Source organism: Bradyrhizobium sp. AZCC 2176, assembly GCF_036924645.1.
Classification (GTDB): Bacteria; Pseudomonadota; Alphaproteobacteria; order Rhizobiales; family Xanthobacteraceae; genus Bradyrhizobium.
On sequence record NZ_JAZHRX010000001.1, the window covers coordinates 5,988,518 to 6,001,299 of the forward strand.

The window sequence follows — 12,782 nt, forward strand, 5'->3', positions numbered from 1 at the left end:
GATGAAACCGCACTGCAAACAACACCACAGATTCGCCCTATCCGACTGTCCCCAGACGCTTTTTCCTTACTGTACCCGGATCACAACGGTGTCGGCCGCCCCCGTCGCGTCGATGACGGTCAACCGGGCAAAGCCCGGCCCGGGCGGATCGACCAGGCGCTGGCGCCGGCTGTCGATTTCGCCGACCGAGGTACCGTTCAGCATGATGGTCAGCGGCAGCACGCCGCCCGCCACCTTGACCGGCATCGGCGCGGCCTGCCCGCCGCCCGAACGGTCGACATCGATCCGCGAGCCATTCAACGGAAACTGGATGCGCGGCATCTGATCGTTTCCGGTGCGGATCAGTTCGCCAACGGGACGGAAACGCCGCAGCGGCAACGGCAGCTTGGCATTGCCAGCAATCAGCACCCCCTTTGGCGGCTTCGGCAGCGCCGCCGGGGTCTTCCCGGTCCGCGCAAATGCGTCGAACAGGATCGGGGCTGCGGCGGTGCGGCCGACCAGGCCCGGCACCGGCGCGCCATCGGGGCGCCCGACCCACACCCCGATCGTGACGCGGCCATCGAAACCAACGGACCACGCGTCGCGATAGCCGTAACTGGTGCCGGTCTTGAATGCGATTTTGTTGTGCACGCCGTTCTCCGGCGGCGGCGTCCCGAGCAGCACATTGCCGACCTGCCAGGCGGCGGCCTGGTCCATCAGCCGCAGCGGCTCGCGCGCGTCTTTCGCCAGCATGATCTCGCGGAGCGGCCGCGCCGCGCCAAGCCGCGCCAGCCCGGCATAGAGCTGCGCCAGATCCTGCAAGGTGACACCGACGCCGCCAAGGCCCATCGCAAGGCCCGGCGCTTCATCCTTCGGCAGCACGAGGTTGCCGCCGGCCTGCTTCAGCCGCGACGACAGCCGGCTGGAGCCGACCCGGTCGAGCAGCGCGATCGCCGGCACGTTCAGCGAGAGCTGCAGTGCCTTGCGCACCGGCACCGTGCCCTGGAACGTCATGTCGAAATTTTCCGGCGCGTAGGAGCCGAACCGAATGGGGCGGTCGTCGATCAGGCTTTCGGGATGCACAAAGCCGTCCTCGAAGGCGAGCCCATAGATGAACGGCTTCAGCGTCGAGCCCGGCGAACGCACGGCGCGCGTCATGTCGACCTGACCGGCGCGGCGCTCGTCGAAATAATCGGATGAGCCGACGCGCGCCAGCACGTCGCCACTTTCATTGTCGACCGCGATGATGGCGACCGAAATGTTCGGTCCCTGCGCTACTGCACGGTCGCGCGCCAGCGCTTCCAGCGTTTTCTGCAGGCCCGAATCCAGCGTCAGCTTGACCAGCGGCGCATCCTTCACCGTCGCCATCGCGGCATCGGAGGAATGCGGCGCCAGGATCGGCATCGGCTTGCGCAGCCGCGGCACTGTCACCGCCCTCCCCTGCGCCGCGTCCTCTTTCGACACGACGCCATCCTCGACCATCCGCGCCAGCACGCGGTCGCGCGCGGCATGGGCGGCTTCCGGATAGCGATCGAGCCGGCGGCGTTCCGGCGATTGCGGCAGCGCGACCAGCAATGCTGCTTCCGCAAGCGAAAGCCGTTTCGGCTCCTTGCCGAAATAGGCGATGGATGCGGCGCGGATGCCTTCGAGGTTACCGCCGAACGGCGCCAGCGCGAGATACAGATCGAGGATCTCGTCCTTGCTGAGCTGCTGCTCGAGCTGGACCGCGCGCACCATCTGGCGCAGTTTTGCATAGACCGAGCGCTCGCGCCGCGGCTCCATCAGCCGCGCCAATTGCATCGTGATGGTCGAGCCGCCGGAGACAATGTGGCCGCTAGTCCCAAATTGAAGCGCCGCGCGCCCGAGCGCCAGCGGATCGACGCCGCCATGCGACCAGAACCGGCGGTCTTCATACGCCAGCAGCAGCTTGAGATAGCCGGGATCGACTGACGTCTTTGCCTCCACCGGCAGGCGCCAGCGTCCGTCGGCCATCGCATAGGCGCGGAGCAATTTGCCATTGCGGTCGACGACCGTGGTCGACACCTTGCGCGCCTCCTCCAGCGGCAGCGGCCCGAGCGATGCGATCCAGCCGGCGACGGCGGTGGTGATCACGATGAGGATGAAGGCGAGAGACACCGCGATCCGGAAAAAGCGGCGGCGCCCAATAGCACTGCCGTCATGGCCGGGCTTGGCCCGGCCATCCACGTCTTTGCTTCCCTCACTCGAGGAAGACGTGGATGCCCGGGACATCTGCGCGAAGACGCGCTTCGCGCTTTTGCCCGGGCATGACGGAGAATTATGGGGACCCATCTCGCTCATTTCGCTGGACGCACCTCAACCGAACCGGTGCCGGAGCGGCCGTAGCGCGAGGGATTGTACATGTCCTCGACATAGGCCTGCGGCAGCACGTATTTGCCCGGCGAGACCGCACGCACGATGTAGGCCACCGTGAACACTGATTTGTCGTCGCTGGCGCGATCGATCGCCGCCGTGAAGCGGTCATCGCGGAACTCGGTATGCTCCGGCTCCTCGCCGTCCTCGATCCAGTCCAGCGTGCCCGAGTCGCCCGACGACACCAGCCGCGGGTTGTCGATCTCGAGGCCGGCCGGCAGATAATCGGCCACCATGATGTGTCCGTATTCCGGCTTGGCCTCGGTGATCTTCAACACCACGGCGAAGCGGTCGTTCTGCCTGGCCTTGGTGACATCTGCCGGCTTGCCGTCGAGCGTGAAGTAATTGCGCTCGATCTTGAAGCCGTTCGACGCCGCCGGCTCGGGGGTAACCGGCGAACCCGAGACCGAAACCACCGCCTGCACCGGCGCATCGCCGGTGTTGGTGATCTTGACCGGCTTGCCGGCCATCGCCTCGGCCTTGTAGCTGCGATAGACCGCGGCTTTCACCGGCGATCCATCGATGTCCAGCGCCAGCGTTTCCTTCGACAGCGCACGTGCGGCCAGCACCAGCCAGGCGTTTTCCTGGGTCGAAGTGTAGGGCGAAAGCCCCCGCGCCACTTCGACGCGCTGGACAGCCTGCGTCAGCGTTGCCCGCGGCGCGTTGCCTTCGCTGGCAAGCGAGACCAGCGCCGCCGCATCGCGCAGCGCCGAGCCATAGTCGACCCGGCCGAACTCGATCACCGGCTTTGGCGCCAGCGCATCGAGCGCCGCGCCATAGACCCGCTCCGCCCGCGTCTTGTCGCCGACCAGCGCCAGCGCCGCCGCGAGTTGCGATTTCGCGATTGGGGTCGCGAGATTGGCGAGCTTGGTATCGGCGAGATAGCGCAGGTCGCCGATCGGCGCGGCGCCATTGCGGGCGAGCACGTAGAGGCCATAGGCCAGATCGCGACCGCCGTCCTTTTCCGGCTCGTTGGCGTTGACCACGGAATTTCGGATGCGGTCGAGCGCGTTCTTGAACAGCACGTCCGGCACCGCAAAGCCCTTTTCGCGGGCGCGGGTCAGGAAGTCGGTCACGTAGGCATCGAGCCAGGCGTCGTCGCCGCCGGCCGACCACAGGCCGAACGAGCCGTTCGAGCCCTGCCGCGCCAGCAGCCGTTCGATCGCGTCCTTGATGCGCTGGTCAACCGCGGTATCCATCGCCAGATGCGCGCCAGCCGCGAGGTCGTTGACATAGAGCAGCGGCATCGCGCGGCTGGTGATCTGCTCGGAACAGCCATGCGGATAGCGATCCAGCGCCTTCAGAATGGTGGCCGCATCGAGCGCGGTGGACAGGCTCACCGACAGCGACACGCTGCCGGTGCCCGACACCAAGTCGGAGAACATGTCCGGCGTCAGCGTCAGGCTCTCGCCTTTTGCCAATGTCCGGATCGAGCGCCGCGCCAGCACCTGCGTCGCCGCCTTGACGTCGAGCGCATAATGCCGCGCCAGCGTCAGCCCATTCGGTCCCTTGATGTCGACGTCGAGATTGGCGGTCCCCGCGCCGCCGGCGTCGAGTGCCAGCGCCATCGAGGTCCGCTGCTTGGCGGCGAGTTTGACTGACGTGGTCGGATTACCCGTCACCTTCACCGGGCCCGATGTCTTGACGCTGATGCTGTAATCGCCGGGCGCGCCCTCGACATTGTCGAGGTCGAAACTCATCGTGCCCTTGTCGCCGTTGAGCAGGAAGCGCGGCAGCGTCGCCGTCAGAACCACGGGATCGCGCACCGTGACGTCGACGGTCGCTCGGCCGAGCTTGGTCGAATTCCACGCGACCGCCATGACGCGGGCCGTGCCGGCAAACTCCGGAATATCAAAACTGATTTCCGTGGTGCCGTCGGCGCCAACCGTGACAATCCCCGAATAGAGCGCCAGCGGCTTCTGCGTGGGCGGCGAGCCCTGCAACTCGGCGCCGGCGGAATCGCCACCGGTCCGGATCTGGCCGCGCGTACCCTGCATGCCGTCGATCAACTGCCCATAGAGGTCGCGGATTTCGGACGTCAGGCGGCGCTGGCCAAGATAGTAATCGTCCGGCGCCGGCGGCTTGTAGTTGGTCAGATTGAGAATGCCGACATCGACTGCGGCAACGACGATCTTGGCGTCTTCGCCGGGATTGAGCCCGCCGAGTTTGACCGGGATCTTGAGCGCCGTGCCCGGCCGCACCAGCGGCGGCGGCGATAGCGCCACCTGCAGCGTGCGCGTCTTCTTGTCGATGCCGAACCACTTTAGCCCGATCGCGCGCCCGGGCATCCGCAGCGCCGCCGCATCCAGCGGCCGGCGCAGCGTCGCCAATACATAGGCGCCGGTGCCCCAGTCCTTGCCGATGGTCAGCTTGACCTGATGGGTGCCTTCCCTGACATCGACGGTCTGCGTCGTCAGCAGGCGGTCGCCGAGCACGTTGATGGTCAGCTTCCCCGCAGTGCGGGCATTGACCGACACCACCATGGTGTCGCCGGAAGCGTATTCCGGCTTGTCGACCGAGGTCTCCAGAAGATCAGGCGTATCGGCGCTGCCGTCGGAGTACCAGCCGACGTCGAACTGCACCGACGTGACCGGTCCGTCCGCTTCCGTCGATTTGACGTCAAGGCGATAGCGGCCGGGCTCCGGCGCGACCGACACCCGCGCCGCCTTGTCTGATGTCAGCGTCAGCTCGCCATCGGCGACGCGCTTGGTCGATTTGACCGGCTCATATTCCCACGACGAGTTCTGGCGGTACCATTGATAGCGCGACTCCACCTTCAGGAGTTCGTAGCGCAGGCCGTCGCGCGGCAATTGCTTGCCGTCGGGACCGACGAACACGACGTCGAATTCGGCCTTGTCGCCCTCCGCGACGCTCTTGTCGCCGAATAGCGGCTTGATGCCGATCAGGGCGGCCTGCGGCGCCACGGGAAGCACCAGCTTGCGCTCGACCGCGCGGCCGCCGGTCTCCACCATGCGGATGAAGATCTGCGCCTCCTGCGGTCGGGTCGACGTCGGCGCCTTGGCGAGCGACACCGGGAAGGTCGCAACGCCATTGGCGTCGGCCTCGGGGAGGTTCTCGATCGGGGTGCGCTCGTTGGAGGCGGTCTCCTCATCGGCCACGCCGAACTGGTAGCCGGGATAGCCCGGTCGCCCCGAGGCAGCCGGCGCCACCAGCATGTCGCCTTCGAGCTGCAGACGCGAGGCGGGTGCACCGTAAAGGAACTTGCCGGCGACCTTCAGTTCGACTGGCGTCTCAGCCTTGATCATCTTCTCCCTGGCCGAGACATCGAATTCGATCCGTTCGGGGATGTAGTCCTCGACCATGAAGGTGGTCTCGCCGACGGAGGAGCCCTTGGGGTCGGTAAAAGCGCGCACCCGCCAGGTCCCGGTCGGGACCGCGGAATTGAGCGGCAGGACAAGAGAGCGGCCGCCCGCGCCCTGATCCGGCAGCACGGCGCGGCGGAATTCGACGCCGTCCGGCCGCTCGATCACCAGCGTCAGCGGCCCGCCGGCCATGGCGTTACCCTGCCCGTCGCGTAGCAGCGCGGTCAGGTAGACGGTTTCGTTCGAGCGGTAGACCCCGCGCTCGGCGTAGACAAAAGCGTCGGCGCCAGCCGGCACCACCCGCCCCGACACGCCGCGGTCGGTGAGGTCAAAGGCATTGGTCTTCAGGCTGAGGAAGGCATAGTCCGCCTTGTCGCTCATGACCGTCAGCAGGGCCGGCGACAGCCCGCCCTCGCCGCGCGCCAGCCCTGCCTCGAACAGCACATGCCCGGCGTCGTCGGTCTTGCGGGTGGCGAGTATCTCGTTGTTGCGCGCAATCAGCCGCACCTCGGCCTTGGCGACGGCTTCCGTGGAGGCCAACGAGTTGACGAACACATGGATGCCGTCATTGCCGGAAAACGCGGTCAGCCCCAAGTCGGAGACGATGAACCATTGCGTCGCGAGCGACCCGTTATCGTCGCCGCTGCCGGGCCCCTTGGCCGCGGCCGTCATCACATAGACGCCGGGCTGCAGGTCGCCGAGCGCCTGGTCGACGGGAAACGCCGTCACGACATCCTGGTTCAGCGTGGTCGCGGTCGCAAGTTCGCCGGACCAGACCTTGGTGCCGCGCTCGTTGCCCAAATCCGAGAGCTGGTAGCTGGAGATCGTCTTCTGGAAATCGCTGTCGACCACCGTGTTGATCAGGTTGCGGTCGCCGATCCGGAACACGTTGACGTTCACCGACGGCGTATTGACGCTGACCAGCGGAATGCCGCGCTGGCCGGTGCGCGGCAGCACATAGGCGCGGCCCGTGAAGCGCACGAACGGCTTGCGGTCACGCACATAGATATTGAACTCGGCCGATTTCGGCAGGCTCTCCTTGACGGTGGACGGCAGGCCGGCGCGCAGGTTGATGTTGTAGCGCTCGCCATGCTTCAGCCCGTCGACGCAGAGCTGCTTGCCCTCGCTCGTCAGCGCCGGTTTGTCGGTACCGGCCTGCGCCACGAAGGGCGCGAAATCGACCCGCTTGGCGAGATCCTCGGAGAACTGGAAGCAGGCGCGCGGCGAAGCGCCGTCGGAATCGACGGTATAATCCAGCAGGCGGAAACCATGCTGGTCACGCATCTTCTCATACTGGCCGCGGACCTCGGCGACCTCGCGCATGTCGAGCGACAGCCGCAACGCATCCAGCGCCGGACGCCACAGCTTGCGCTCGGACATCGCCCGGCCCAACACGGCCAGCGCATCGGCCTCCTCAGCCTGGTTGCCGGCGCGCTGATAGGCGATGTAGGCCGCGGTCGAAGCGCGCTCGTACAGGAAGGTCTGTTCGCTGGAACTGGCGGAGCGGATCTGGAAGATGGTTTTGGCGAGCCTCAGCCAGTTGGCGCCATCCTCCGGCGTGGTGGCGGCGATCTGGCCGAGGATCTGCAGGCCGACTCGGAAGTCGGCACGCTTGAAAGCGGCGTCGGCGTCGTTGCGCAGGGTCGCGGAGGATTTGGCGACCGGCCCCGCCTCGCTCTTGATCTGGGCTTCCAGCTTGACGGCCAAATCGGCCAGCTCGTCGCGCTTGAACGCTTTGTCCGCGGCCCCTGCTGCCGTCAGGCCAAGCGCCAGCGTGGCGCAAATCACTGTGGCGCGAACCAAACCGATCATGATGGGCTCCTTGCCGCGGACATCAGCCGCGTAACGTCAAAAAGTGCGCGAAAAGGTGACGGACTGATGGCGGTGATAAAGGCTTGCGAAGGGGTCGCATGCATGGTGCTGGCAGTCCAAACGATCCCGGCCGCACCGCCCGGCGGGGTGCCGGCGGCTGGCTTTATGTCAGGGGCGGACCATGTGAGGCAGTCCGCCGTCTGCCTTGGTCGCGAATTTGAGGAAATCGGTTCGACCGTCTTGGCGGGAAAGCGGATTTTTCATATTGGCAGTGCTAGATAAGGAAGGCCTATAAGGCGGAATACCTGGGGCGGCCAACGCCCCCCGACGGTCCCATAGCTCAACTGGATAGAGTAACGGATTTCTACTCCGTGGGTTGCAGGTTCGAATCCTGCTGGGATCGCCACCAAAATTGGGCTGGCTGCGGCGCATCGTTCGCAATTTCGACGTCATTCTCGACTCGACTTGGACGTGAGCCTACGATGCCGGCCGGAAATTGCTCCGTTGCCCTGACAAAGGATGCGGATCGTCATGCCAAAAAAGGGAATTACCGGCCACGACGAATGGGTCGTTACGGAAGCGCTGGCAACCGCGTTGGTTGCGCTCGAACAGCTTGAGCCGACCCAGCAATCGCGCCAGCAGATGGACGATATCCGGAAACTGCTAGCAGCCAACTGCCAGCCCGGGACCCTCAATTTGCACCTCGCCCAGGCCAAGTGCCGGCTGAACCCCCATGCCGACCGAGCCAACATCTATCGAGAGTACGGGTTTGAGGACTGGGAAGTCTGAAGCGCGGGCTCACGCTGGGAGTTCAGGATGAAGCTGCCACACGCATCTGCCACTGCACTGTCTTTGACAATTTTGGCCGCGGCTACCGCCCTGCCCGCACCCGCCCGCGCCCAGACCTACGATCCGAGCTATCCGGTCTGCCTGCAGGTCTACCAGGGCGGCATCGCTGACTTCTATTTCGAGTGCCACTATCGAACGATGGCGCAGTGTCAGGCGTCGGCTTCGGGCCGCTCCGCCCAATGCGTGGTCAATCCATATTACGGCGGGCCGAAGGCCGGGCGCAGCAAGCGCCAACGGTCCCAGCAATATTGAGAATCGGCTCGCTTCGACGGCCGACAGGCCGCCAGCGTCCCTGCGGGTTCACCAGCCGTAAGTACCGAGCGCGAGCGGCCTCGGCGGGGCCTTGGCGGTTCGCGTCGTTTCCGGCTTCAGGCAGCGCCGGGCTGCTTCGATCTCGGAATCACTCGCGCCCTTGCCGCGGGCCCACTGCTCTGCCGCGGACGCACTGTATTTCGCCACGTAATAGCGCACGACCGGGCATGAAATTCGACGCAAGACACCAGACTGTTCGCCCGCAAAGCCGGCGCTCGATGTTCCCAGACATAGCGCCAGCACACACATCCAACGTAAGTGCATATGATTCCCCTCTGTACGTTAAGAGAGGCCCGGCTTCTACCGTAGCATCAAGCGTGATTATGAGTTCCAAACACGGAACAGGCGAACCTGTGCTTTAGCCGCAACGACACCAACCCTGAATCGTGGCTACTCCGCCTGTGGAACGCGGCTTTACGCGATGATTAAAATTGATTGTTTACGAAGAAGACCGAACGTGATTGCCGTCTGAGCGCAATTCGCTAATCTCTACTTGCCAGAGCCTGGCATGAACGGTTGGTAACCCGGATGGATTTCGAACGCCGATCGGTGGCGAGGACGACGATCGCGAAAAACGCGCTGCTGTTCTTCGACGCGCAGCGCGGCGTCCTCACCTGCCGTGTTCAGGACGTCACGAATTCCGGGGCCGGAATTGAACTCCACAGCCTCGATCTGTCGCCGCTGAATTTCGAATTGAGCTTCGACAATTTTCACACCGTTCGCGAGTGCCGCGTGGTCTGGCGGCAAGGCGATTTCGTCGGCGTTGCGTTTCAAAACTGATACGGGCGACTTGCCGGAACGCGTGCTCCTTGAGCGCCGCACCTTGATTTCGCAGGTGCGAGGCGTACCCTGCTCGGCATACGGGACCCCGCGATAGACCAAAACAGCCTCGGGAGAATGGAACTAACATCGCGACGCCGCGTCGAATCCCGGTGCTTCCGGTGCCTCCGGAACACGACCCAAGCGGAGTTGACCGTTCTGGCGCGTCCCTTCCGCTCAGGGGCCGTTTGGAGGTCTGTGACGGGAGTTCATAATGTCCTGGGATCGTCCGTTCGCTCAGCCTGTCCCGCTCCCGGAGGGACCGCCTGCGCAAACCCTGCGAGACGCCGCCGACTACATCAGGAAGCTGCCTCAGTCAGAGCGTGATTGTCGGGAATGGCGGCTTGCCGTCCAGATGCTCATCGATGCCGCCGAAGATCGCGGCCCCATGCTGTTTGCGCGCATGGGAATTGTCAGAGCCCTCGAATCGCGTGTCGAAAGAACACTCAACCCTGAGCAATCTCCAAGCCAGGATCGAGACGAACTGAAGAGCGATCGTGACGCCAGTATCTGAATCCAGATCGACGTCACCGGCAATGTCGCGCTGAAACGCCTGAAGGCTTTCCAAGCCGAACAGCCAAGAGCTCGCGCACGCCAGCGACGCGCAGCAGGTCGGCACGGCACCTGCAGACTTCAAGCAGCCAATTGGTGGATTGGCCGAAGTGCGCGCGCGTCGGAGCCGATTGGCTGCAAATCCTCTTAGGCTACCTGCCTTATGCGGAAGTCATCGATCCGCTTGCCGGACTTCAATTTTGCAGCCAGCCAGCGCGGCGTCTTCCCTCGTCCCGCCCAAGTCTCGGACGGGCGATCCGGATTCCGAAACTTCGGAACGACGGTTGGATATGGCCGCTTCCCCGTCGACGAACTCGCGCGTTCGGCTTCAGCGATTCCCTTGAGCTGCTTCAAGCGATTTTCGAGCACGCGTTTCTCCGCGAGCAGCGTGGCTGCAAGCCTGGCAGCAACTTCTTCGTGGAGTGCCCACAACTCATCCGTGGACATTGATTTGAACTTACTTTGGTTCACGACCGTCCCCAATCATGATTCGATGTAGCCGTCATCGTTGGTAGAAGACATGAGCAGAATAAAGACCAATTCAGAACCTCTTCCGGGCCGAAAAGTTCCAACGGATTGGATTCGTCTCACAACACAACGATAACGAATTTGCTCGAAGGCGCACCTCAATTTCCTTTTATGGCTGGTGGCCGCGCCACACACAGCGTGTGATGATCTGAAGCTAAGCGCCTCTCGTTGATAGTTCCCTAATCGCACGACCGGGCGAAACGCGCCACGCGCTTGCCCGCTGCACTCTTGGGTGCGCTGGCGCCATCGGCGGCTTTGTCGTCGGGGCGGATGAAGTGCCCACAATAGCCGAGCGCGCGTCTCCCTAGGGTAGGTGAAGGGGCGGCGCCCGGCTATTCGGGCCGCGCGGCGGTGCGGCTTGATAAGGAACTCATTTCTTACTTAAAGAGGGATTTAAAAGGCCATTGAATCATAACGATTTTATAGCCGCAGTCGATTCCTGACGCTGGCATCCGGCCTTCGCGGGGAACCGAAAAGAGCGGCAAAACGGCCCGAAATCGCCGAGATAGGGAACCGAGAGCCTTCGACACGTTTTCCCCACCTCATCAATTGAAACGGTAAGCCCGTTGAGCCCTCTACCGCCAGAATTCGACCGCGACGAGGTGCTGGTGTGCATGGCGCTGGCGTTCTGCCTGGCGGGCGCATCGACCAGCATCATCTACCGGCTGCTGGGATAGGGGCCGGGGCGGCTATTCCTCGGAGGCCGCGAAGAACGGCAAATCCACGTCCATGACAACGCCCAGGAATACGGCGATGCCGCCGATGACCGCCATCAGCTCCAGCAGGACAAAGGCGAGTAGTGCGCTCAATCCGATTGCCGCTTTTTTCCAACCGTTCCACATCGGCTACCCCTTAGCACCGAAATCCCGCCACCGAAGCAAAACGCGAGCTTAATGTGAATTTGGAGCCCGGCATCCACGGCGGCTCCGGGGCCTGACCAGCGGATCCCCCGCTGCCGTTGAAGCCCGGACGACCAGCATCGCTTTCACGCGCGCGAAGCCGAAAGGAAGTGCGATGAGCGGTATCGTCTGCAAGATCGTCTATGTCATGCATCGTGGTGCTGCTGATCATCTGGCGATTTCTCGGATCGCTTTGATCGCGGGCGCGCAGGCCCAGTGACCGCATACCGCGTTGCGCATTTGCGATGTGATGATGCGGGGTCGAACGGCGGAAGCAGTTCGGCCACTGCGATGACGCGATGAAGAGCAGACGAGGATGAGGAGTAGACGAGGCCCGGAGTGCCTAGGAGTCCGGGCCTCGTGGCCTCCAGTGGTAGCGTCCGCCGTGATGGACGAACGCCCTGCCCCCCGCTGCAAGCGACGTCGTTATAGGTGCGCCGTGCGCGTGCAGCCAATCCGTATGAGTACGGTGCGATACTCCCGCGCATATTCCTTGCGTGTGTCCCGCACGCGAGACCGCAAAACGCTGCTCGGCCGTCGAGCGCAGCAAAGCAATCCGTCTCGCCGCGTCCTACCGCTTATCGAACGGAATATACTGGTGATACTCTTTCGGCACCGAGTTCCGGTAACGCGCGGGCACCGTGCCACGGTCGATCGAACGGTCGACCTCCTGCTGCCGGGTCATCTTGGCCGGCTTCTTTTTCTTCGGCGCCGCCTTCTCCTTTTCAGGAGCCGTGGTTTCCGGCGCGGCAGTGGACGTTGCCGCAGGCGCCGTCCCGTCGCTCGGCGCCCCCTGCGCCCGTGCAGCGCCGGCCGCCAGCAACCCGAGAGCCGCCACCGACGCGGCCACTACAAGACGAGACAGTTTTTGCATGGGAAACTCCGGTTCTGGCCAACTCCGTTTCCGGACCGATCCTATTACGTCCGCAGCCGTCCGCACACCGGGATCTTGGCGACGCGGACGGGCGTGGACTGGCCGTGCTTGACCCGGCTGCAGGTCGTGAAGATGAATGCCAACCGGCTGCACTGCCAGTCCGGGCCGAGGACAGCGCTGGCGGCTGGCTCGGGATATGACACGCCGATCACGACAAAGCCTATGAAGGCAAGCACGCCGATGGCGACGGCGAGGATGAAGTTCTTGCGGGTCCACCAATTGTGGGGCATGGCGGTCGCTCCTGTTTGAGAAGCCCGGAAGATAGGATCGCCCAATCCCCACTCGTGTGAACGGCTTCACAGTATAAAGGTTTTTAATGGGGCCCCGATCGGCACAGGAATGAGTATGGAATGGGTATAACTTCCTCAAATCCGTTGCGCGCGA

General features: G+C 64.0%; 10 protein-coding genes and 1 tRNA gene. 4 read left to right on the plus strand and 7 right to left on the minus strand.

Annotation, left to right across the window (positions count from 1 at the left end; all coding sequences use genetic code 11):
- Positions 1-66: 66 nt before the first annotated feature.
- Both pbpC and V1288_RS28165 read right to left on the minus strand, forming a co-directional pair.
- Positions 67-2,184, minus strand: a complete 2,118-nt coding sequence (gene pbpC / locus V1288_RS28160) for a penicillin-binding protein 1C (protein ID WP_442893865.1) — start codon at positions 2,182-2,184, stop codon at positions 67-69.
- A 110-nt stretch (positions 2,185-2,294) separates the two neighbouring features.
- On the minus strand, positions 2,295-7,505 hold the full coding sequence (locus tag V1288_RS28165) for an alpha-2-macroglobulin family protein (RefSeq protein ID WP_334360127.1): 5,211 nt from the start codon (positions 7,503-7,505) through the stop codon (positions 2,295-2,297).
- Between the two features lie 329 nt (positions 7,506-7,834).
- Between V1288_RS28165 and V1288_RS28170 the strand changes: the two genes are divergently transcribed.
- From V1288_RS28170 to V1288_RS28180, 3 genes are all read left to right on the plus strand, one after another.
- Positions 7,835-7,911 (plus strand) — tRNA-Arg (locus tag V1288_RS28170).
- A gap of 125 nt (positions 7,912-8,036) precedes the next feature.
- Positions 8,037-8,294 (plus strand): hypothetical protein, encoded by a 258-nt coding sequence (locus V1288_RS28175; protein WP_247837597.1) that lies wholly within the window; start codon positions 8,037-8,039, stop codon positions 8,292-8,294.
- Positions 8,295-8,321: 27 nt separating this feature from the next.
- Positions 8,322-8,606 carry a DUF3551 domain-containing protein gene (locus V1288_RS28180; RefSeq protein ID WP_334360128.1) on the plus strand — a complete coding sequence of 95 codons (285 nt, stop codon included), beginning with the start codon at positions 8,322-8,324 and terminating at the stop codon, positions 8,604-8,606.
- A 48-nt stretch (positions 8,607-8,654) separates the two neighbouring features.
- Here the strand turns inward: V1288_RS28180 and V1288_RS28185 are convergent, their stop codons facing one another.
- Positions 8,655-8,849 carry a hypothetical protein gene (locus V1288_RS28185; RefSeq protein WP_442894188.1) on the minus strand — a complete coding sequence of 65 codons (195 nt, stop codon included), beginning with the start codon at positions 8,847-8,849 and terminating at the stop codon, positions 8,655-8,657.
- Positions 8,850-9,194: 345 nt separating this feature from the next.
- Here V1288_RS28185 and V1288_RS34165 point away from each other — a divergent pair, with 345 nt between their 5' ends.
- A complete protein-coding gene (locus V1288_RS34165; RefSeq protein WP_442893866.1) occupies positions 9,195-9,446 on the plus strand; it encodes a PilZ domain-containing protein in 252 nt (83 codons plus the stop codon).
- A gap of 355 nt (positions 9,447-9,801) precedes the next feature.
- Here the strand turns inward: V1288_RS34165 and V1288_RS28195 are convergent, their stop codons facing one another.
- From V1288_RS28195 to V1288_RS28210, 4 genes are all read right to left on the minus strand, one after another.
- Positions 9,802-10,122 (minus strand): hypothetical protein, encoded by a 321-nt coding sequence (locus V1288_RS28195; protein ID WP_334360131.1) that lies wholly within the window; start codon positions 10,120-10,122, stop codon positions 9,802-9,804.
- Between the two features lie 62 nt (positions 10,123-10,184).
- The gene (locus V1288_RS28200) at positions 10,185-10,520 is read right to left on the minus strand and encodes an H-NS histone family protein (protein ID WP_334360132.1); all 336 of its coding nucleotides are present in this window, start codon (positions 10,518-10,520) and stop codon (positions 10,185-10,187) included.
- A 1,515-nt stretch (positions 10,521-12,035) separates the two neighbouring features.
- Positions 12,036-12,338 carry a hypothetical protein gene (locus V1288_RS28205; protein WP_334360133.1) on the minus strand — a complete coding sequence of 101 codons (303 nt, stop codon included), beginning with the start codon at positions 12,336-12,338 and terminating at the stop codon, positions 12,036-12,038.
- A gap of 44 nt (positions 12,339-12,382) precedes the next feature.
- Complete coding sequence (locus tag V1288_RS28210) at positions 12,383-12,628, minus strand: hypothetical protein (RefSeq protein ID WP_334360134.1); 246 nt, start codon at positions 12,626-12,628, stop codon at positions 12,383-12,385.
- Between the last annotated feature and the right edge of the window lie 154 nt (positions 12,629-12,782).